Source organism: Nocardia sp. BMG51109 (assembly GCF_000526215.1).
Classification (GTDB): Bacteria; Actinomycetota; Actinomycetes; order Mycobacteriales; family Mycobacteriaceae; genus Nocardia.
The window spans coordinates 369438-391318 of sequence record NZ_JAFQ01000004.1; the positions used below are offsets into that span (position 1 = coordinate 369438).

The 21881-nt window shown below is 67.6% G+C and carries 21 protein-coding genes; 11 read left to right on the forward strand and 10 right to left on the reverse strand.

The genetic code is table 11. The features are described 5' to 3' along the window. Positions 1–141: 141 nt before the first annotated feature. Positions 142–612 (forward strand): DUF4254 domain-containing protein, encoded by a 471-nt coding sequence (locus D892_RS47550; RefSeq protein ID WP_024799843.1) that lies wholly within the window; start codon positions 142–144, stop codon positions 610–612. Then, a complete protein-coding gene (locus tag D892_RS47555; RefSeq protein ID WP_024799844.1) occupies positions 609–1220 on the forward strand; it encodes a hypothetical protein in 612 nt (203 codons plus the stop codon). Before D892_RS47550 ends, D892_RS47555 begins: the two co-directional genes overlap by 4 nt. A gap of 84 nt (positions 1221–1304) precedes the next feature. Here the strand turns inward: D892_RS47555 and D892_RS40250 are convergent, their stop codons facing one another. The 4 genes from D892_RS40250 to D892_RS0103105 form a co-directional block, all read right to left on the reverse strand. Continuing rightward, a complete protein-coding gene (locus D892_RS40250) occupies positions 1305–2072 on the reverse strand; it encodes a MerR family transcriptional regulator (RefSeq protein WP_036566675.1) in 768 nt (255 codons plus the stop codon). Between the two features lie 27 nt (positions 2073–2099). Continuing rightward, positions 2100–2912 (reverse strand): alpha/beta hydrolase, encoded by an 813-nt coding sequence (locus D892_RS0103095; RefSeq protein ID WP_198036819.1) that lies wholly within the window; start codon positions 2910–2912, stop codon positions 2100–2102. Positions 2913–2947: 35 nt separating this feature from the next. Next, positions 2948–3412: a hypothetical protein gene (locus D892_RS0103100; RefSeq protein WP_024799846.1), complete on the reverse strand. Its 465-nt coding sequence runs from the start codon at positions 3410–3412 to the stop codon at positions 2948–2950. Positions 3413–3744: 332 nt separating this feature from the next. Continuing rightward, a complete protein-coding gene (locus D892_RS0103105; protein WP_024799847.1) occupies positions 3745–4701 on the reverse strand; it encodes a YafY family protein in 957 nt (318 codons plus the stop codon). A 92-nt stretch (positions 4702–4793) separates the two neighbouring features. On the opposite strand from D892_RS0103105, the gene D892_RS0103110 reads away from it, so the two are divergent. Both D892_RS0103110 and D892_RS0103115 read left to right on the forward strand, forming a co-directional pair. After that, positions 4794–5159 carry a VOC family protein gene (locus tag D892_RS0103110; protein ID WP_024799848.1) on the forward strand — a complete coding sequence of 122 codons (366 nt, stop codon included), beginning with the start codon at positions 4794–4796 and terminating at the stop codon, positions 5157–5159. Positions 5160–5387: 228 nt separating this feature from the next. After that, positions 5388–6146, forward strand: coding sequence for a glycosyltransferase family 2 protein (locus D892_RS0103115; RefSeq protein ID WP_024799849.1), 759 nt, complete (start codon positions 5388–5390; stop codon positions 6144–6146). Between the two features lie 117 nt (positions 6147–6263). Here the strand turns inward: D892_RS0103115 and secA are convergent, their stop codons facing one another. Together secA and D892_RS0103125 are read right to left on the reverse strand one after the other, a co-directional pair. Continuing rightward, entirely contained in the window at positions 6264–9104 is a 2841-nt protein-coding gene (secA, locus tag D892_RS0103120; protein ID WP_024799850.1) for a preprotein translocase subunit SecA, read from the reverse strand. A gap of 129 nt (positions 9105–9233) precedes the next feature. Then, positions 9234–9539, reverse strand: coding sequence for an Rv3235 family protein (locus tag D892_RS0103125; RefSeq protein WP_024799851.1), 306 nt, complete (start codon positions 9537–9539; stop codon positions 9234–9236). Between the two features lie 424 nt (positions 9540–9963). Here D892_RS0103125 and D892_RS0103130 point away from each other — a divergent pair, with 424 nt between their 5' ends. The 7 genes from D892_RS0103130 to D892_RS0103160 all read left to right on the forward strand — a co-directional run bounded on the left by D892_RS0103130 (position 9964) and on the right by D892_RS0103160 (position 17434). Further along, on the forward strand, positions 9964–11376 hold the full coding sequence (locus tag D892_RS0103130) for a wax ester/triacylglycerol synthase family O-acyltransferase (RefSeq protein WP_024799852.1): 1413 nt from the start codon (positions 9964–9966) through the stop codon (positions 11374–11376). Positions 11377–11464: 88 nt separating this feature from the next. Beyond that, positions 11465–11977: a hypothetical protein gene (locus D892_RS0103135; RefSeq protein WP_036567984.1), complete on the forward strand. Its 513-nt coding sequence runs from the start codon at positions 11465–11467 to the stop codon at positions 11975–11977. 96 nt (positions 11978–12073) lie between these two features. After that, complete coding sequence (locus D892_RS0103140; protein ID WP_024799854.1) at positions 12074–13243, forward strand: ferredoxin reductase; 1170 nt, start codon at positions 12074–12076, stop codon at positions 13241–13243. Positions 13244–13321: 78 nt separating this feature from the next. Then, positions 13322–14776 (forward strand): fatty acid desaturase, encoded by a 1455-nt coding sequence (locus D892_RS0103145; protein WP_024799855.1) that lies wholly within the window; start codon positions 13322–13324, stop codon positions 14774–14776. 97 nt (positions 14777–14873) lie between these two features. Next, on the forward strand, positions 14874–16124 hold the full coding sequence (locus D892_RS0103150) for a fatty acid desaturase (RefSeq protein WP_024799856.1): 1251 nt from the start codon (positions 14874–14876) through the stop codon (positions 16122–16124). A gap of 97 nt (positions 16125–16221) precedes the next feature. Then, entirely contained in the window at positions 16222–16902 is a 681-nt protein-coding gene (gene bluB, locus D892_RS0103155; RefSeq protein WP_255360290.1) for a 5,6-dimethylbenzimidazole synthase, read from the forward strand. Next, positions 16895–17434: an AAA family ATPase gene (locus tag D892_RS0103160; protein WP_024799858.1), complete on the forward strand. Its 540-nt coding sequence runs from the start codon at positions 16895–16897 to the stop codon at positions 17432–17434. The genes bluB and D892_RS0103160 overlap by 8 nt, the downstream gene beginning before the upstream one ends. A 179-nt stretch (positions 17435–17613) precedes the next feature. On the opposite strand, the gene D892_RS0103165 is transcribed toward D892_RS0103160, so the two are convergent. From D892_RS0103165 to D892_RS0103180, 4 genes are all read right to left on the reverse strand, one after another. After that, positions 17614–18654, reverse strand: a complete 1041-nt coding sequence (locus D892_RS0103165) for a fused (3R)-hydroxyacyl-ACP dehydratase subunits HadA/HadB (protein WP_024799859.1) — start codon at positions 18652–18654, stop codon at positions 17614–17616. 115 nt (positions 18655–18769) lie between these two features. After that, complete coding sequence (locus D892_RS0103170) at positions 18770–20062, reverse strand: acetyl-CoA C-acyltransferase (RefSeq protein WP_024799860.1); 1293 nt, start codon at positions 20060–20062, stop codon at positions 18770–18772. Positions 20063–20212: 150 nt separating this feature from the next. Further along, a complete protein-coding gene (gene hpf, locus D892_RS0103175) occupies positions 20213–20971 on the reverse strand; it encodes a ribosome hibernation-promoting factor, HPF/YfiA family (protein ID WP_024799861.1) in 759 nt (252 codons plus the stop codon). A gap of 257 nt (positions 20972–21228) precedes the next feature. Then, positions 21229–21864 (reverse strand): ComF family protein, encoded by a 636-nt coding sequence (locus D892_RS0103180; protein ID WP_024799862.1) that lies wholly within the window; start codon positions 21862–21864, stop codon positions 21229–21231. Between the last annotated feature and the right edge of the window lie 17 nt (positions 21865–21881).

The window sequence follows — 21881 nt, forward strand, 5'->3', positions numbered from 1 at the left end:
AGCGAGGGTAGAAGCGTTGTCACCGGCGATCGGGTTGTCGGCACTCGAAGCTATTGGTTATGCCCTGTGGCCGTTGACGTTTCGATCCACCGGCCGAACAGGACTGACCAGTACCGCAGTTCGGGGCGATGTGGTGGGGCGATGAGTGAGACATCCCTGCCGTCGAAAGACCTGATCATGGAAGCTTGTGCGGGGAATGTGGCTGCGCCCCATCTGATTCTGCAGACGGCGTGCGAGTTGGCCCGTCTGCATGAGGCTCGGATCTCCGACGATCCCGGTCTTGTACGCGAAATAGACTGTGAGCGGGTACGATTGGTACACGTTACCGACCAGTACGTTGCGGCCTCGATGCCGATTCCGCACGATGCCGCCAGCTTGCATACGGAGACGGTCGGCATGGTGGTGGACCGGCTGGCACAGTACTCGGTTGTCGCGTATGCCGCGCTGATTCGCAGTGCCTCCGACTGGGATCTGCATTGTGCTTGGCAGCGGTTGGCCGAATTGTCCGTCGCCTATGGCGATTTGGCTTTCGATCTTGCCACTCGTAAGCGGCGGGTTCCCGACTTCTCGCCTGCGGGACCTGGGGGCACACCGGACAGGGGACAGCGATGATGCTCGACCCGGCATCGGAGGCCGGGCGACTGCTCGGCGAGATCCGCAGCCTCAGTACCTGCGACTGTACGGCTCTGGATGCCGCCACCGGGTCTCTCAGTGATGGTGAAAAGTATTTCATAGCAAGCGAACTCACGAGGACCGCCACCCATATAGCGACGCGGGTCGGCAGTGCGCGCGGGTTGCCGCCGCCGACCACGCAGCGGGTCGCGGGACCAGACAGTATCGATCTCTCGGCCCAGGGCACCGCCGTTCCGGTGGCAGTCTGGTTCGTACGCAACACCTTGCACAAATGGCTGTGGACCGATGTGCTGACCGACGCCGAACTGGCCGCGCACGAACTGACCGCCGCACTTGTCGGGGCCGTCGAGGCCCGACAACCATTGCCGCCGACCCGAATAACACTTCGTTTGCGGCCCGTGTCACCTGCGCGGCTGGTCATCGAGGTGCACGACTCCCCCGAGAACGCTCATCTGGTTGCCGAGGCCGAGCGGCTGATCAGCGAGACCGTGGAACGGATCAGCGTCCGCTGCGGCCGGCACCACAACGGTCGTCGTGCGGTGCTGTGGAGCGAGTTGGCGCGCCCTGAGTTGCTCCGGTCGCAATGATCAACGGGTTCGGAATCGAATGCAGAGCGAAGGCTCGATGCCATGCCTGGTCGCGAAAGGCTTTGGTGGGGAACGACTTCGATGTCATGGCCTGCGTTCGAGCTTGGTCCAGCCGGTCCAGCCTCGCTTCGTCAGCAGTTCGATCAGTCGGCGGGCCGGCGGGGCGGTGTCGAACGCCAGCGTGTCCAGCAGTTCGGCCAGCGGCGGCTCGATATCGACATCGTCGATGTAGTCCTCTCCCCGCTCGTCGGCCATCCGTGTGATGTAGTCGGCCATCGTGTCGGCCAGGTCGACCAGTTCCGGGTCGTCGTCGGTCCGGTCGAGCGCCTGGCTCAGGGTGAGATAGAAGTCGACGAGTGGCCGGCCGGAGATCTGCTCCCGCTTACGCGCCATCCACTCCGGGACTCGCTCGGGTGAGTGCGCGGCCAGCAGGACCCAGCCGTCGCGTTCGACCCGGACGATCCGCTCGTCCACACCGAGCGCCCGCAGCCGGTCGAGAAATTCGACTACCTCGGGTGGCAGCGCCAGGTTGTCCCCCGCGGCGAGGCGGGCGATCCGCTCGCGGTGGCGTTGCCGCTCCCGGATCTCGGCCAGCAGCCGCATGTCGATGTCCGCGACCGCCGCCGCGAACTCGTCCTCGTCGGCCTCCAGCAGTTCCTGGACGCGGGCCAGCGGGACCCCTGCCTCGGCGAGGGTCCGGATCTTGATCAATTCGATCGCGGCTCCCGCGTCGTATCTGCGATAGCCGGAGTGGTCGCGCTCCGGCTCCGGCAGCAGCCCCTTGGCGTGATAGTGCCGTACCGCGCGCACCGTCACTCCGGCATAGGACGCAAGCTCGCCGATGGTCAGCATCCGACCAGTCTCCCGCGGGCCTGCTCACTACGTGACTCGGCCGACCGGCCCCGGTGCATTCCGGATGATCTGGGCGATGTCCGGGGCGTGAGTGAAGACCAGGCCGTGATCGGCGTCGAGCCGAAAGGTGGCGATATCCGGCCGCTCGCGGACGAGTCGCTCGACGCCGGCGCGCCAGTTCCGGTTGCGCCACGATGTGCGCGCGTCGCCGCTGTCACCGGCCATCGCGGTCGACATGATCATGCTGATCGGACGATCGATCGTCCGGTAACGGTCGAGAATTCCGGACCGCACCCCATCCACCTCGAGATTCAGGTCGAGGATCTCCTGTGCCGTGAGCAATACCCGACGTGCAGTGCCCGTGGCCTGCTCGACCTCGTGCTGCGTCGCCTGCTCCGCCATGGCACGGAATTCCGGCAGGTCTACTTCCGTGATGAACGGTTCGGGCACCGGGTTCGCCCCGTCGATCAGAACGAGCGCGGCGACGGTGCCGGGATGCTCGGCGGCGTAGTGCACGATCAGGTCCGCGCCCAGCGAGTGGCCCGCGAGCACGGGCGCCGAGGGCAGGTCGAGTTCCGCCATCACGGCGATGAAATCGCCGAGGAAGGCCTCGAAGGAGTACCGGTCGGCAGCCGAGCTGAGCCCGTGACCCCGCAGGTCGAAGGTCACCACGTCGTGGTCGCGCCGCAGCAGAGCGCTCAGCTCGTGCAGATCGGCCTGTGTCGACAGCAGTCCGGGGACCAGGACCAGCGGTCGTCCCCGGCCACCACGAGACACCGGGATCGTGACACCGTCGTGGTGAACCGTGAGGTGCCGCCGCACATCTGGTTGCGTAGTCATGCCGACCATGCTGCGGGGTTGACCCTGCGTCAGGGTCAACCACCGCGCCCCGACGGTTGGCCGGCATCGTGCGAGCGTGCCACCGCGACCAGATGTTCCAGGGCGGTCATCGTGTCGAGCTTGCCGAGATGCCGGAAAGCCACTCGCAGCCAACGCACCTCGGTACGGGTGAGTGTCGGTGAATCCCACCACAGCAGTCCGGGCAGAGTGCCCGGCAGTGCCGATCCGGCAGCCGTGAGCACGGGTGCCGACGGCGGGTACTCGACATGAAAGATGTACCGCTCGTCGGAGTACCGACGAAGCTTGATCCGCAACCGGATCTCGACCAGACGATCGTCGGCCCGTCCACGCAACTGGACCACCGCCGGTGTGTCGTTGACCGTTGTCAGCTCCGGATGCCTGGCGATGAGCGCCCCACGGCGGGCCGCCGCGGCGAGGGGACGGCGGACCTGCCACGGACCGTCGGCGCGGACCCGCTCCACGCATTCATCGCAGAGCACGCTGGATCCATTGCCCGGCGGCCGCCGGCGGTCATCGGTTGCCGACGATCCGCATATTCGGCAAGGAAAGGTGGTCGCCGTCGTGCCGACGATACGGCGGCGAAGGGGTTGTCGCGAGCGAAAATAGTCGTGCGCCAACAGGTTCGATGACCCACAAGGTTGTTCCGAGCGCCGTTTGCGGCCCGTGCCGGACATTCCGTCCGAACCGACAGGCTGAATGTCGCTGCGCCCCTGGGACGCTCGGTGATGCTGAAAAGCCTTGGGCCACACCACGTGGTCAGGACACCGCGCCACAAACCGCGCCGGTTGCTGCGGACAAGACACCAGTGGCGCTACGAGTAGTGGTCGGCCACTTCCTGTGCCAGGCGAATAATGTGCTGCCGCGCTTCGTCCGGCGCCGTAACGGTGATCGTGTTGCCGAACTGGAGAAGCACTCGCACGTCCTCGATGCTGCGCAGGGAGACCGTGATGGGCACCCGCTGTGCCGGGTTGCCGACGTGGTCGGGGCGGATTGTGAGTTGATGGCCGAGGATGCGTTTCGCGCGATCGAGTTGCGCGATAACGATTTCGGCGTGGATCTTCAGGTCGTACGTTTGTGTCCACTGCTGGACCAAGGCTGCTGCGACATCGGCGAGATCGGTTCCCGGACGGAGTCGTCGGGCTGTGCGCAGCGGCTGCCACTGGGTGAGGCGGTCCAGTCGGTAGAGGCCGGGGCGTCCCGCTCGGTCGGCGACCAGGTACCACGTACCCGCTTTTGCGAGCAGGCCGTAGGGATCTACGACACGCCATCGGGACCGCTCCTCGGTCGAGCGCCGATAGTTGATGCGGAGCCGAACCCCGCGGCGTAGGTCGTGCACCATCGCAGCGGGCGCGGCTCCCGGAGACACGGACGCAGACCAAGGACTGTTGTCGGGTATGACCACCGCGCTGAGTGGTAACAGGTTTTCGGCGGACCTGCGCGAACGTGTTCGTACCTTCTGCTGAATGCGCTCGCTTTCCCGACTCACGCCGAGTTCATGACGTTGTGCTGCGTCCAGTCCGGAGAGGGCGAGGTGGTCGCGCTCCTCCGGCGTCAGTCGCGAGGTGTCGAGCGATCCTCCGGGCAACAGCGTGACGCCGCCCCGCCGTCCCCGCTGAACCACCAGCGGGAAGCCTGCGTCACGCAACCAGTTCAGATCGCGCAGGACGGTGCGTACCGAGACTCCGAGTTGCTCGGCAAGGCGATCGGTGGTCACCGATTCCTGGGTCTGCAGGGCCATGAGCAGGGCGAAGAAGCGATCGGGCGTCACGATGCAAGAATCTCAGAAATCACGACGGTATTCGTCGGGTATGTCGAGCACAGTGGTCCTGCACCATCAACCGATCCCTGGAGGACCAAGTCATGACAGCGTCCATCGTGTTCATCGTCTACGTGAACGACGCTCCCGTCTCTGCGCGTTTCTACGGCGACCTGCTGGGGACGAAGCCGAGCTTCGAGACCCCCGGCTACATCGCCTTCGACCTGGGCCCGGGTGCCGACCTGGCGCTGTGGAGCGGACAGCTCGACGGCCTGACGCCGGCGACACCGCGAACGAGCGAGGTATGTCTCGCCCTGCCCGGCGGTCCGAGCGAGGTGGACGAGAAGTTTCAGCAGTGGAAGGCCAAGGGCGTAGAGGTCGTGCACGAGCCACGGGACGAAGTCTTCGGTCGCACATTCGTCGTCGCCGACCCCGACGGGAACCGTATCCGCGTCGCTCCACAGGACTGAGGCCAGACTGTCGAAGGCCGGCCAGTGCTCGCTGACCTCACGCCCGCACCAAGCCTGTACTCAGGGGTGAAGGTGGGGAGGTGTGGGCCGGGCGGTGCCATACTGGCGCTCTGAAACTGCTGTAGCAACCCGGTCGGCCGCCGGTACGGCACGTCGAAATACAATGCGCGACTCGGCCTGACGTCGAGATCGCTTGCAGCGTATCGACCGGCTTTATACCCTCACCAGGTGACGAGCGTCAGTGTTATCTGCCCGACCTATCAACGCCATGAAGAGCTGCGGGCGATGGTGGGGCACTTCTGCGCTCAAACACACAGCGACTTCCTGCAATTGCTGATCCTCGACGACAGCCCCGAACCCGCTGAATTCCTCGCGGAAAGCCAGTACCTGGAGCACGGCGTGCTCTACTTTCACCGGCCGGAGAAAAGGCTGTCGATCGGCGCCAAACTCAACGTCTTGACGAAGATGGCTCGCGGGGAGGTCATGATGAGATTCGACGACGATGATTACTACGCGCCGAACTACGTCGAGAAGATGCTGGAATTACTCGGCGACAACGACATCCTCACCCTGAGCGGCTGGTTCGCCTACAGCCCGAAACACAATAGATTCTGCTACTGGCAACAGGACGTGCTGTGGCCGACACATTACGTCCTGTCCCCCTGGGATCCGGAGGTGCGCACCGTATCCACCGAAGGATGGGGCCGGCCCAATTTCGTCAACGGTTACGGTTTCGCCAGCATGTGGCGCAGACAGGTGGCCACGCAGGTACAGTTCCCGGAAGTAAGCCACGGCGAGGACGTGAAATTCTTCGAGCAGGCCGTGGCCGAAGGTTTTCGCTCGGCATACGCGGCAGACACCGAGGGCTTGGTACTGCACATCATCCACGAGGGCAACACCTCCCGCATGTTCCCCCAGTACATCCTGCCCAACTTCGCTCTCCGCCAGTATTTCCCCGCCTACGCCGACCTCACCGAAGACCAGTAAGCCGACGCCACCCGGCCATCACCACATCGCACGTCGGCGACCACTCCACAAAGGCACCCGAACACAGCGAAAGCGCCCGTCCTCACACTGTGCGGACGGGCGCTTCGATGACCGGAATTACCTGCGGCGCTTGGACTTCGGGGGCTTGGCGCCGCCGTGCTTGGATTCGGCGCGGGCGGCCTCGCGGCGCTCGCGGCGGGTCATGCCTTCGGCCTGGTCGCCGTACTCCTCGCGGTCGCTGTGGCGGGCCACCTCGCCGCCCTCGTCGGGGCCCGAGTAGGTCAGGCCGCTGACGTCGCGCTGGTCGATTCCCTTGGCGCGCAAGGGAGCCGGGGCGGCGGTGCCGTTGGCGGGGGCCTCCTCGACGGGCTGGGCGGGAGCACCGGCGCCGACCGGGGACTGCAGGCCCGGGGCCACCCCGACGCCCTGCGGCTGCGGCTGCTGCACCTCGACCTGGAGGTTGAACAGGAAGCCGACCGACTCCTCCTTCAGGCCCTCCAGCATTCCGGCGAACATGTCGAAGCCCTCGCGCTGGTACTCGACCAGCGGGTCGCGCTGGGCCATGGCGCGCAGGCCGATGCCCTCCTTGAGGTAGTCCATCTCGTAGAGGTGTTCGCGCCACTTGCGGTCCAGCACCGACAGCAGCACCTGACGCTCCAGGTTGCGCATGCTGCCCTCGCCGGCCAGGTCGTCGATCTCCTTCTCGCGGCGCTGGTAGGCGTGGTAGGCGTCGTCGAGGATGGCGTCGAGCAGCTCCTCGCGGCTCAGGTCGCCGATCTCGCCGGAGCCGTTCTCGCCCGTCAGGTCCTTGTAATCCAGGTTGATCGAGTACAGCGTCTTCAGCGCCGTCCACAGCTTGTCGAGATCCCAGTCCTCGACGTAACCCTCGGAGGTGGCGGCGTTGACGTAGGCCGTGATCACGTCGGTGATCATGTTCTCGACCTGGCCCTCCATGTCCTCACCGGACAGGATGCGCTGGCGCTCCGCGTAGATGACGGTGCGCTGCTGGTTCATCACCTCGTCGTACTTCAGAACGTTCTTGCGGATCTCGAAGTTCTGCTGCTCGACCTGGGTCTGCGCGCTCTTGATGGCGCGGGAGACCATCTTCGCCTCGATCGGCACGTCGTCGGGCAGGCTCAGCCTGGTCATGATCGACTCCAGGGCCGCGCCGTTGAACCGCCGCATCAGCTCGTCGCCCAGCGACAGGTAGAAGCGGGACTGGCCCGGATCGCCCTGACGACCGGAGCGGCCACGCAGCTGGTTGTCGATGCGGCGGGACTCGTGCCGCTCGGTGCCCAGCACGTACAGGCCGCCCGCGTCGATCACCGTCTCCGCATCCTGCTCGGACTGCTGCTTGACCCGCTCCAGGGTGGGCAGCCACTGCGCCTCGTACTCGTCCTGCGTCTCGACCGGATCCAGGCCCCGCTGGCGCAGCAGCGAATCGGCGATGATGTCGGGGTTACCGCCCAGCACGATGTCGGTACCGCGGCCGGCCATATTGGTCGCGACCGTCACCGCACCCGGGCGGCCCGCCTCGGCGATGATCTGGGCTTCCTTCTCGTGGTACTTGGCGTTCAGCACGTTGTGCGGGATGCCGCGCTTGGTGAGCAGCTTCGACAGGTACTCCGAGCGCTCGACCGAGGTGGTACCGATCAGCACCGGCTGATTGTTCTGGTGGCATTCGGCGATGTCGTCGGCGACCGCGGCGAACTTCGATTCCTCGGTCTTGTAGATCAGGTCGGCCTGATCGTCGCGGATCATCGGCCGGTTGGTCGGGATCGGCACGACGCCCAGCTTGTAGATCTCGTGCAGCTCGGCGGCCTCCGTCTCGGCCGTACCCGTCATGCCGGAAAGCTTGTCGTAGAGGCGGAAGTAGTTCTGCAGCGTGATGGTGGCCAGCGTCTGGTTCTCCGGCTGGATCTCCACCTTCTCCTTGGCCTCGATGGCCTGGTGCATGCCCTCGTTGTAGCGGCGGCCCACCAGGATGCGGCCGGTGAACTCGTCGACGATGATCACTTCGCCGTTGCGGACGATGTAGTCCTTGTCGCGGACGTACAGCTCCTTGGCCTTGATGGCGTTGTTCAGGTAGCTGACCAGCGGCGAGTTGGCGGCCTCGTAGAGGTTGTCGATGCCCAGCTGATCCTCGACGAATTCGACGCCCTGCTCGTGCACGCCGACGGTGCGCTTCTTGATGTCGACCTCGTAGTGCACGTCCTTCTTCAGCAGCGGCGCGATGCGCGCGAACTCGGCGTACCACTTCGAGGAGGCGTCGGCGGGACCGGAGATGATCAGCGGGGTGCGGGCCTCGTCGATCAGGATCGAGTCGACCTCGTCGACCACGGCGAAGTTGTGCCCGCGCTGGACCAGATCCTGCAGCGAGTGGGTCATATTGTCGCGCAGGTAGTCGAAGCCGAACTCGTTGTTGGTGCCGTAGGTGATGTCGGCGTTGTAGGCGGTGCGGCGCTCGGCCGGGGTCATGCCGGACAGGATCACCCCGACCTCGAGGCCGAGGAAGCGGTGCACGCGGCCCATCCACTCCGAGTCGCGCTTGGCCAGGTAGTCGTTGGTGGTGACGATGTGCACGCCGTCGCCGCTGATCGCGTTGAGGTAGGCCGCCAGCACCGAGGTCAGGGTCTTGCCCTCACCGGTCTTCATCTCGGCGATGTTGCCGAGGTGCAGCGCGGCGCCGCCCATCACCTGAACCTTGTAGTGCTTCTGGTTCAGCACCCGCCAGGAACCCTCGCGGGCCACCGCGAACGCCTCCAGCAGCAACTCGTCCAGCGTCTCGCCGTCGGCGTAGCGTTCCCGGAACTCGTCGGTCTTCGCCCGCAGTTGGCCGTTGCTGAGGTCGACGTACTCGCCTTCCAGATCGAGCACGTCGTCGGCCAGGCGCGCGAGCCGCTTGACGATGCGACCCTCACCAATCCGTAGCAACCTCGTCAGTGTCAGCGCAGGCACGGGTCTCGTCAGTCCTCTGGTCGGTGTCGGTCTTGCTGTGCTTCTTTCCGGGCTCCCGCAGGCGGGATCGAATCCCGGAATATCGCGGCAACGCCCATGGTAATGCGGCCTCCATGGTAGGTGCCCGGATCACCGCAACCGCAGCGCCGCCAACCGCCAATCACCCCGGCGCACGACGATGCGGGCCGCGACGGCGAAACGTCGGCTCCCGCGATCGTAACTGCCATAGACCTCGGCGGCATGAGGCCCCACCATGGTCGCCTTCACCGACACCGGCACCGCCGGACCCAGCCGCCGCTCGGCGCCGCCGGTACGCACCAGCGTCTCGACGGCCGCGACCACCGTCGGCTCGGCGAGCGGCCGCAGTTGGGCGACGGGGCGGCGGCCGTCCAGCACCTCCAGCAGCAGTCTCAGCGATCGGTCCGCGAATCGCATTGCTGCCGAATCCGTTTCGCCGATCTGGGCGTACGATATAGAACGTCCGTCGTGCGGTGTGCGGCGTTGCGCCCTGGCCGGGACGCCACCCGCGGCCCCGCGTCCGGACATGTGGTGACGGCAGGGCAGTGCGGCTCGGCTCGCCGGACCACCGGACCGCGGACCGCCGGAACTCCCCTCTCCCGAACTCCCGGCGCCCTCCAGCGGCGGTTCGAAACCCGGCGCGGATGACAGTGACCGGTGTTGACTGCCCACAGATCCTCTCCCCCTTCGCAGTCGACTCCCCCTGACACGAATCGCCTCAGCATGCCACGGAAGCCGCTGCGAGCGCAGGATTTCCCGGTATCACGACGAAGCCGCTCACCAGGACCGAACGGTTTGTGTTACCGCACAATGGAGCGGTAGCGGAAGGAGCACCGGCAGCGTGATCACGAAACTGACGCCGCAGGACGCGTCCTTCTATCAGCTCGAGTCGAGCACCAATCCGATGCACATCGGCTCCCTGGCCATCGTGCGCGATCCGCATCCGGACGACGGTTCCGGCCGGCCGCCGCTGGACTACGACCGGCTGGTGGCGCTGGTCGAACGCCGGTTGCCGCTGGTGCCGCGCTACCGGCGCAAGGTGCGTGAGGTCCCGCTGGCGCTGGGCCCGCCGGTGTGGGTGGAGGACAGCCACTTCGACATCACCTACCACGTGCGGCGCTCGGCCCTGCCCGTGCCGGGCTCCGACGCGCAGCTGCACGATCTGGTGGCCCGGCTGGCGTCGCGCCCGCTCGACCACACCCGGCCGCTGTGGGAGATGTATCTGATCGAGGGGCTGTCCGGCGGCCGCCGCGCGATCTTCACCAAGACCCATTCATCCCTGGTCGACGGCAATACCTCACTGGAGATCGGGCACGTCATCCTGGATACCGGTCCGGCGCCGCGCGAGGTCGCCGACGACTGCTGGATCGCTCCCCGCGAACCGAACGACGTGGAGTTGCTGGCCGTGCGGCTGGCGGAACTGGCCGGTCGGCCGGGTGAGGCGCTCGAGGCCGTGCGGCATGCGGGCGCGGAGGCCGTCTCGTTCGCCGGCGCCACCGGCCGAGCGTTGGAGCGGGCGGTGCGGGGCGGCGCCGGCCGCACCGACAGCCCGTTCAACGCCCGCACCTCACGCAATCGCCGTTTCGACATGGTGCGCACCGATCTGGACAACTACCGGGAGATCCGCAAGCGGTTCGACTGCTCCATCAACGACGTGGTGCTGGCCGTGGTGGCCGGTGCGCTGCGCATCTTCCTGCAGTCGCGCGGCACGGTGCTCACCGAGTCGGCGGCGCTGCGCGCGGTGGTGCCGATGTCGGTCTATGCCGAGAGCCCGTACGGGGACCGGCTCAAACCGGTCGGCGAGGTGTCCTCGTTCCTGATCGACCTGCCGGTGGGCGAGCCGAATCCGGTGATGCGGCTGTCGCATATCGCGCACGCCACCGAGGAGCACGCCCGGCACCGGCGCGGCGTGCGCGCCCGTACCCTGGTGCACATGGCCGGATTCGCCCCGGCGAGCCTGCACGCCATGAGCGTGCGGGCGGCGAGTACGTTCGCGGAGAACGCATTCAATCTGATGATCACCAACGCGCCGGGCCCGCAACAACCGATGTACATCGGCGGCGCGCGGATGCTGGAGATGTATCCGGTGTCGCCGCTGCTGCGCAACCAGGCCTCGAGCATCGGGATCACGTCCTACGACGGGCGCGTGTTCTACGGTCTGAACGCCGATCGCGATGCGATGGCCGATATCGGAGTACTGTCCGCGGCGGTGCACGAATCCATGGAGGAGATGCTCGGTGCCTGCGTCCAGTGAGTCCGGTAAGCCTGAGTCCGGTAAGCCCGAGTCCGGTCGGTCCCCGGACGGCGGAAAGCTACGCGTATACGTGCCGGCGACCGTTCCGATGCTGCGCGAACTGGTGGCCGACCGGGAGATCCGCGCGATCAACGACACCGCCTTCGCGGTGACGCCGACGCTGCGCGAGGCCTACGCCTCCGGCGACGACGACGAGCTGGCCGAGGTCGCGATGGGCGAAGCGGCGCGGGCGTCGCTGCGGCTGCTCGCCGAGGACCGGGAGGCGGCGGCCGTGCGGGCCGACGAGGACGACCCGGAGCACCCGTACTCGAGCCCGGTGTACCGGCGCGCGGTGATCGCGGCGGACGTGCCCGGCGCGACACTGCGCCCCGACCTCGACGACGCCGTGGTCCGGCTGTCGGCCGCGGTCACCTATCAGCAGATCGCCTCGGTGCACGTCGACCTGGCCGAGGCCGAACCGGCCGTGGCCAAGGCGGTGGACGTCGTCGACGCCGCCGATCTGGGCGACGAGGACGCCGAGTTCGTGCTGGGTGACGCCGAGGACCATCAGCTCGCCTGGTACGCCACCCAAGAACTGCCCTTCCTGCTGGAATTGATGTAGACCACCGCGAACCTACGATGCCGTAACCTTGCCTCGGAGGGCGCGCCGATCCGGCGCGTGAACATCGTCCAACACAGGGAAATGAGCATCCGCACGATGGTCCTGAAATCGGTACAGGGTGTCCGGGAATGGCTGGAAGCCCCGGTCGCCGAGGCGAAGATGGCCGGCCGCACCCGGCTCGACGCGCTGCGCGGCGCGGCCGCCCGGGTTACCACCCCGCTGCTGCCCGACGACTATCTGCACCTGATCAATCCGCTGTGGTCGGCGCGCGAGCTGCGCGGGCGCATCGTCTCGGTGCGCAAGGAGACCACCGATGCGGTGACGCTGGTGATCAAGCCAGGCTGGGGCTTCGATTTCACCTTCACCCCCGGCCAGTACATCGGCATCGGCGTGCTGGTCGACGGCCGCTGGCACTGGCGGTCCTATTCGCTGACCTCCCCGCCGAACTGGACCGATCCGGGGAGCCGCTCGCGGCGGCTGATCTCCATCGCGGTCAAGGCGATGCCGGAGGGTTTCCTGTCCAGCCACCTGGTCAACGGCGTGCCCGAGGGCACGGTCGTGCGGCTGGCCGCGCCGCAGGGCGGTTTCGTGCTGCCGGAACCGCCGCCGGCGAAGGTGCTGTTCCTGACCGCGGGCAGCGGCATCACGCCGGTGATGGGCATGCTGCGCACGATGGACCGGCGCGCGGCCGCGCGGCCCGGCCCGGGCGGCTGGCCCGATGTCGTCCATGTGCACTCCGCGCGCACCGCCGAGGACGTGATGTTCGCCACGGAGTTGCGCGACCTGCACGACCGGCGCCCGAGCTTCACCGCACACCTGCATCTGACCGGCGCGCGGGGCAAGTTCGCGCTGACCGGCCTGGACGAGCTGTTCCCGGACTGGCGCGAGCGGGAGACCTGGGCCTGCGGCCCGCTGGCGATGCTCGACGACATCGAGAAGCACTGGGCCGCAGCGGGCCTGAGCGATCACCTGCACATCGAGCGGTTCGAGGTGGAGCGCTCGGCGGTCGGCGAGGGCGGCACCGTGACGTTCGCCCGGTCCGGCCGCAGCGCCGAGATCGACGGCGCCACCAGCCTGCTGCAGGCCGGTGAGGACAGCGGCGTGCAGATGCCGTTCGGCTGCCGCATGGGCATCTGCCAGACCTGCGTGGTCACCCTGGCCGACGGCCGCGTGCGCGACCTGCGCAACGGCGCCGAGCACCAGGCCGGGGAGAAGGTGCAGACCTGCATCTCCGCCGCCGCCGGCGACTGCACCCTCGAGGTGTAGGCGAACCCACCGCGACTCGTCAACACGGGTTCATCGAGAACCTATACCCTCGGAAGTAGTCGAGAGCAGGGAGACACGGTGGCCATCACCGATATCAAGGCGTTCGCCCATCTGACGGCGGCCGATATCGAGACACTGGGGCAGGAACTCGACACGATCCGCCGGGATGTGGAGCAATCGCTCGGCGAACGCGACGCCAAGTACATCCGGCGCACCATCCGCGCCCAGCGCACGCTGGAGATGGCCGCGCGCGCAACGCTGTTCGGCAGCCGGAACCGATGGGCCTGGGGCGCCGGTGTCGCGATGCTGTCGGTGGCGAAGATCATCGAGAACATGGAGCTCGGGCACAACATCAGCCACGGGCAGTGGGACTGGATGAACGATCCGGAGATCCACTCCACCAGCTGGGAATGGGATATGACGGGCCCGTCCGCGCAGTGGCAGCGGGCGCACAACTACTCCCATCACATGTACACCAACGTGCTCGGCAAGGACGAGGATCTCGGCTTCGGCATCCTGCGGATGACTCGCGACGAGCAGTGGCGGCCGCTGCATCTGGCGCAGCCGGTGGCCAACCTGCTGCTGGCGGCGACCTTCGAATGGGGTATCGCGCTGCACGACTGGAGCATCGAGAAGCAGCTGTCCGACGTCCCGCGCTGGCAGCTGATGTCCGAGCCGAACCGGGCGTTCGGGCGCAAGATAGCCCGCCAGGTGAGCAAGGACTTCCTGATTCACCCGGCGCTCACCGGCCCGGCCTGGAAATCGACGCTGAAGGCCAACGCGACCGCGAACCTGGTCCGCAATCTGTGGACATATGCGGTGATCTTCTGTGGCCATTTCCCCGACGGCGCCGAGAAGTTCACCGTCGACCAGCTCGTGGACGAGACCCGGGGCGAGTGGTATCTGCGGCAGATGCTGGGCAGCGCGAATTTCTCCGCCGGCCCGGTCATGGCCTTCATGAGCGGCAATCTCTGCTATCAGATCGAGCATCACCTGTTCCCGGACATTCCGAGCAGCCGCTATCCGGAGATCTCGGTCCGGGTGCGCGAGCTGTGCGACAAATACGACCTGCCCTACACCACGGGATCGCTGGGTAAGCAATATCTCCTGGCGTTCCGCACCATTCACAAGCTGGCGCTGCCGGATCGCTTCCTGCGCCGCACCGCCGACGATGCGCCCGAAACGTCCTCGGAGCGCAAGTTCGCCGGTATCACGCTGCCGATGCTGCCGAATACCGAAGTGTGGACCGAGAGCCATTGGCCGGTGGACCCGGTGACGGGCGAGCGGCGCGGCCTGCGCTCGGCGCTGGCGGAGGCCAAGGTCGCGCTGAAGGAGAAGGCCCGGCAGGAAAAAGAGGCCCTGCGCGAGGCCAAGCAGGCGCTGCAGGACAAGGCCCGGCATGAACAGCAGGCCCTGCGGGAGACTCGGCAGGCGCTGCGCGACAAGGCGCAGGAGGAGCGGCGGGTGCTGCGGCGGCGGGCGCTGCGCGAGCGCGCGATCCGGCGCGTGCGGCGACGTCAGCGCGCCAACTGAACACATCTTGGTCACGACCACAATGCGGCGTACGCCACAGTTGTGAATCGATAGGGACACAACCTACGGAGCCGTAACCTACGGTACTGTAACCGGCATGGCAATCTCGGATGTCAAGGAATACGCCCACCTCACCCCCGAGGATGTGGAGGCCATCGGCGCGGAGCTGGACGCCATCCGCCGCGAGATCGAGGCCTCCCGTGGCGAGCGCGACGCCAAGTACATCCGCAACGTGATCCGGTTACAGCGCGCGCTCGAGTTCTCCGGCCGCGCGGTGCTGTTCGCCAGTTTCCTGCCGCCGGCCTGGCTGGCGGGCACGGCGCTGCTGAGCACCGCCAAGATCATCGAGAACATGGAGATCGGCCACAACGTCATGCACGGCCAGTGGGACTGGATGAACGATCCGGAAATCCACTCCGCGACCTGGGAATGGGATAACGTCGGCCCGGCCGAGCACTGGAAGATCACGCACAACTTCCTGCACCACAAGTACACCAACGTGCTGGGGATGGACGACGATATCGGCTACGGCCTGCTGCGCGTGACCCGCGACCAGCGCTGGGCACCGTTCTATCTGGGCCAGCCGGTGTACAACCTGCTGCTGCAGATGTTCTTCGAGTACGGCGTCGCCATTCAGCACTTGGAGCTGGGCAAGGTCGCGAAGAAGAAGTGGGAGAAGGACAGCCCGGAGCGCAAGCAGTTCGAGGCGGACCGCCGCACGGTGCTGAAGAAGGTCGGCAAGCAGGTCGCCAAGGATTACCTGTTCTTCCCGCTGCTGACCGGCCCGGCGTTCCTGTCCACGCTCACCGCCAATATCACCGCCAATGTCGTGCGCAACGTGTGGACCAATGCGGTCATCTTCTGCGGTCATTTCCCCGACGGCGCCGAGAAATTCACCAAGGCCGACGTCGACAACGAGACGCACGCCGAGTGGTATCTGCGGCAGATGCTGGGCAGCGCCAATATCTCGGGCGGGCCGGTGCTGCATTTCATGAGCGGCAACCTGTCGCACCAGATCGAGCACCACCTGTTCCCGGACCTGCCGAGCAACCGGCTGTCCAAGATCGCGGTGCGGGTGCGCGACCTGTGCGACAAGTACGACCTGCCCTACACCACCGGCTCGCTGCCCAAGCAGTACGCCGAGTCGTGGCGCACCATCACCAAGCTGTCGCTGCCGAACAAATACCTGCGCCGAACCACCGACGATGCCCCGGAGACGAGGTCCGAGCGGGTCTTCGGCGGCACCACCACGGTCGATCCGTCGACCGGCCGCCGCCGCGGGCTGCGCACCGCCCTGAAGGAAGGCGGCCGCCGCGTCGCCGAACGCGCCGCCGCCGTCGTCGGCTGAACCTGCCACCACCCCGCACCCCGTATCGGTTCCCCTCGCCGATACGGGGTGCGTCATTGCCGGTCCCGCCGGGCCTGGTTGACTCGGGGTCGTGTCAGTGCAGCCCGGTACCCCAGTACAGACCAGTACGCCAGCGCACTCGGATGGCTCGGCGCAGCCTGGTATCTACGATGTGATCCGGCAGCGGCGGGACGTGCGGGCGGAGTTCACCGGGGAACTCGTCGACGACGACACCCTGCTGCGGATTCTGGACGCGGCGCACCGGGCGCCGAGCGTGGGTAACTCGCAGCCGTGGGACTTCGTGGTGGTGCGGGATCGGGAGACGCTGGCCCGGTTCGCCGCGCACGTCGCCGAGAAGCGCCTCGCCTTCCACGATGCGCTGCCGCCCGAGCGGGCCCGCACCTTCGCGCCGATCAAGATCGAGGGCATTACCGAGAGCGGTACCGGCATCGTCGTCACGCACGACGACAGCCGCGGCGGCCCGCAGGTCCTGGGCCGCGCCACCGTGCCCGAAACCGGGCTCTACTCAACGATTCTCGCCATTCAGAACCTGTGGCTGGCCGCCACCGCCGAGGAGATCGGGGTCGGCTGGGTGAGCTTCTACGACACCCCCTTCCTCACCGACCTGATCGGGCTCCCGCCGGGCATCCGTCCGGTTGCCTGGCTGTGTATCGGTCCCGTTCGCGAGTTCCAGGAAACACCCGATCTGGAGCGCTTCGGCTGGCGCACCCGCCGTCCCCTCGAACAGGCCGTGCACTGGGAGCGGTTCGATGCCTGACCGGCCCGCGGTCATCCTGATCACCGGGATCCAGGCCGCCGGAAAGTCCACCGTCGCACAACGATTGGCCGAACGGCTGCCGCGTTCGGTGCACGTCCGCGGCGACGCGTTCCGGCGCATGATCGTCAGCGGCCGGGCCGAGATGGGCCCCGACCCCTCCGCCGAAGCGATCCGCCAGCTCCGGCTGCGGCACCGGCTCACCGCCGACACCTGCGATTCCTATGCCGACGCCGGATTCACCGTCGTCGCGCAGGACGTTGTGCTGGGCGAGTACCTGCCCGAGACGCTCGAGCGGATACGCCATCGGCCGCTGTATCTGATCGTGCTCGCGCCTACTGCGAGCGCGGTGACGGCCCGCGAGGCAGGGCGGGACAAGATCGCCTACGGCGAGCTGACCGTCGAGATGCTCGACCGGGAACTGCGGACCGGAACTCCCCGCCTGGGCCTGTGGCTGGACACCTCCGATCGGACGCCCGACGAGACCGCCACCGAGATTCTCGACCGGCTGGAGCCCGACGCCGCGATCCGCTGACGGCTCGGACGCGTCCGGAGACAGCCTCGACGGAGGGCAGGTCGCCGACCACGGTGGTGACTGTCCGGCACCGGTGACACCGAAAGAAACCGGACCCGTGCGCGTTCAGGCCGGCGCGGCGCATCCGCGTTCACCGAGCGCGCCCCCGCGCCGGCAGCCGGCGCGAATTCGCCGATGGCTCAGCGGAATCGGAGGTCGGCGGTGGCCAGGCCGAAGATCTTGCGCCCGGCCTGCTTCGCGACGATCGCCACGACGGCGGTCCGGTTGTCCGGGTCGAGGGACTTCACGCGGCCCGAGTACTCGATCCGGCCGCCCTCGCGCGGCACCACCGCGTAGTTGGACAGCCGAACCCGGTACCGGGTGACCGCGCCGGGGTCCCCGGACCACGCCGACACGAAGCCGACGCCCAGACCCATGGTGAGCATGCCGTGCGCGATCACGTCCGGCAGTCCGGCCAGGCGGGCGATGCTGTCGTCCCAGTGGATCGGATTCGAGTCGCCGGATACGCCGGCGTAGTTGACGAGATCCCCCCGAGCCACTCCCGCGTCGCGAACCGGGAGTTCGTCGCCGACGGTGAGGTCGTCGAACGACACGGCGGTGTGCGGGACTCGCTCGGCACCCCGCAGCGAGAGCCGCAGCTCCCCCTCCGGCCGCACCGGCACCTCCCCGTCGGCCGCCGCCTCCGCCGTGCGGTGGCGGCCCAGCAACTTCAGGTCGTGCACCATCACGTTGTCGACCGCGCCCGTGATCGCCGGGTCGACGTCGTCACCGGTGACGCCGACCACCGTCGTGTGCATGACGTGCACCACCTCGCCGGCCTCGTCGGTGAAGGTGTTCGTGACCGTGATCAGGTCCTTGCCGGCGATCCGGCGCACGGCCGACAGCTCCACGTCGGTGATCAGCCGATCACCCACCACGATCGGCCGGTGCTGTTCGAATACCTGCTCGGTCTGCACGAACATGTCGTAGCCGACCACCACGTCCTCGAACAGCTTGCGGTTGGCCGCCATCGCCGGGATGGACACGAACGTCAGCGGCGCCACCAATCCGTCGTACCCGTGCTCGGCGGCCGCATGCTCCGCCCAGTGGACCGGATGTGCGTCCTGGACGGCCCGGGCGTACTCCCGAACCTTCTCCCGGCCGACGACATAGGGGGCATCCACCCGGTAGTAATGCCCGACTCTCGACATCAGCTCGGATGCATCGGCCTCAACAGTCACAAGTAAACCTGCCCTCGTTCGGGAACACTACCCACCGGAGACTATCCGACATCGCCGCCCGGACCAGATTATGAGCCGACCAGAATCCGAGCCGAACCGATTGTGGCGGACCAGCTCAGACCCGTTCGAGGACCGCCGAGGCCCCGATACCGCCCGCGGCGCAGATGCCCAGCAGGGCGGCGCTCCTACCGGAGAGGGCCAACTCGTTCGCCACGGTGGTGACCATGCGGGCGCCGGTGGCACCGAAGGGATGGCCGAGGGAGACCGAGCCGCCGTGCACGTTCAGGATGTCCGGGTCGATCACGCCGACCGCCGTGTCGCGGCCGAGGCGGGCCGTGGCCCATTCGTCGCTGGCGAGGGCGGACAGCACCGACAGGGTCTGGGCGGCGAACGCCTCGTGGATATCGACGAAATCCACGTCGGCGAGCGACATTCCGGCCTTGTCCAATGCTCGCGGCATGGAGATCGCCGGGCCGATCAGCACCTGGTCGCGCGGGTCCACGCTGACGTAGGTCCACGAACGGATCGCCGCCAGCGGTGGCAGGCCCAGCGCCCGCGCCTTCTCCTCGCTCATCAGCAGCACCGCCGCCGCGCCGTCGGTGAGCGGGCTGGCATTGCCCGCCGTGACCGTGCCGTCCTTCGCGAACACCGGTGCCAGCGACGACAGTTTCTCGACGCTCGTATCCGCCCGGACCAGTCCGTCGCGGGTGACCGATTTACCTTCCGGCGTAACGACTTCCAGCACCTCGCGGTCGAAGCGCCCGGACTCGATGGCCGCCGCGGCGCGATGATGCGAGCGGGCGGCGAACTCGTCCTGCGCGGCGCGGGTGATGCCGTGGATGCCGGCCATCTTCTCGGCCGACTCCCCCATCACCTCGCCGGTGGTGCGCTCGGCGATCTTGGGCCGACGCGGCACGAGGTCGGTGAACGGCGCCAACTGCGCCACCGCCGACAGGTAGTCCTTGGGCTTCGGCTTGCCCAGGGCCAGCGGCGCGGCCGCGTGCACCATCTTCTGCGGCAGCTTCACCTCGGCGTTGCTGGTGGAATCGCTACCGCCGGCGATCATGACGTCGTATTCGCCGCGCTCGATGGCCGCGGCCGCCGACGTGACCGCCTGCAGGCCCGAGGCGCACGCACGGGTGACCGTATATCCCTCGCAGCCCGGGTCCAGCTTCAGATCCAGCGCGATCTCGCGGGCGATGTTCGGCGCGGCGCTGGGCAGGATCACCCCGCCCCACACGATCGCCTGCACCTGGTCCTTGGGCAGTTCCGTGCGCTGCAGCAGGCCCGCGACGGCCGCATCGGCCAGGTCGATGGAGTCCATCCGGGTGTAGTCGGTGAACGCCCGCACGAACGGCGTCCGCACCCCGGAGACGATGACAGCACGGCGAGAACCCTTGGTTGCCACGCGAATTCCTTTCGAGAGATTCACCCGGCACCGAACTTACTCCGAAGTAAGAACAAAATCGAGACGCGCCGTCACGAGCACTACGAACGCGGGCAAGGCTGAGGGCCGAACGGCACACGGCCGCCGGCCCCGAGCGGGATGCGACGCCGACTACGCGAGCCTGATCAGGCCGTAGTCGAAGGCGTGGCGACGATAGACCACCGACGGTCGGTCGGTCTCGCGGTCCTGGAAGAGAAAGAAATCGTGGCCGACGAGTTCCATCTGGTACAGCGCATCGTCGACCGACATCGGATTGGCCGGATGCACCTTGGTGCGGACGATATGGCCCGGACCGGCGGATTCGCCGGGTTCGTCCGGTGCGGGCGGATGCTCGTAGGTGACCGACCCGTTGCCGCCGGCGGACCCGTTGCCGCTGCTCGGCTCCGCCTCGTCGACCAGCATGGCCGTGGCCTCGGCCACCGACAGCGGGGTCTTCTCGCCGTAGTGCACGCGCCGCCGGTCCTTGCTGCGGCGCAATCGGCTCTCCAGCTTCTGCACCGCCTGTTCGAGCGCGGCGTAGAAGCTCTCCGCGCAGGCCTCGGCGCGCGCGACCGGGCCCTTGCCGCGGACGGTGATCTCCACTCGCTGGCAGCTCTTGCGCTGACGTCGATTGCGTTCGTGGAACAGTTCGACATCGAACAGGTGGATCGACGGATCGAAGCGCTCCAACCGGCCGAGCTTCTCCGCGACGTGTATGCGGAAATGATCGGGAACCTCGACATTGCGGCCCTTCACCACGACATCCGCGCGGGGCCCGGACCGATCCGACGCAGGCTGCTCGGCGCCGTCGCGGGCGGGGGCGATGCGTTCGGCGTCGGTGCGCTCGGGATCCAGCGCGGTGCCGGAGCGGGCCGAGGGATCTGCTTTCACTGAAGGTCGTGAAGTCGTCACGCGTACCTCCCGGATCTGGCCGCACAACCGATGCATGTGCGGCGGGGAATCAGTCGCGCCGGGCCGGCCGATATCGAAAATCTTGGCCGATACCGAGAACGTCGATGCCGAGAACCCGGCACGAAGTCGTCCGAGGTGCCACCTCCAAACTCTGGGGTTCGGGTGTCAGATCGCTCTGTCAGCAACGCTATTACGACAACGGGGAGACCGCTAGTGTTCACATAAATTTCAAAGGTTCAAGCCACGCACGTCACCATCACCGCGCGCACCCGCACACCGGCCTGCGCGAGCACCCGGACCGACTCGGCCGCCGTGGCGCCCGTCGTGATCACGTCGTCGACCAGTACGACCTCGGCATTCGGGGGACACAGCGGGCCGGGCGGCGAACCGCCGGCGGGCAGGATCCGGCCGCGCAGATTGTGCCGCCGGGCGCGCGGGCCCAGGCCGACCGAATCCCGCACGTCCGATCGCGTGGTCAGCATCGGGACCGCCCGGCAATCCGGCAGCCAACCCGCCGCCACCCGGACCGCGCGGCGCACCGGATCGCCGCCGCGGCGCCGTGCCGCCGCGCGCCTGCTCGGGGCGGGCACCAGGAGCAGCGGCCGATCACGGGCCCGCAGCCCATCCAGGCCTCTCGCCAAGGCGAGCCCCAGCGGTGCGGCCAGATCGCGGCGATCGTGCTCCTTCGCGGCCAGCACCGCGCGGCGTCCCGCGCCGGCGTAGGGGCCCAGCGCCCAGCACGGCACCCCCGGATCGGTGCGCGGCCGCGCCCGGATCGGCGGCCCCGACAAGCTCTCGGCGCACCCGGCGCACCATCCCGTCCCGGATACCCCGCAGCCCCCGCACACCTGCGGAAGAACCAGATCCAGCAGCGTCCGCATCGCCCGAG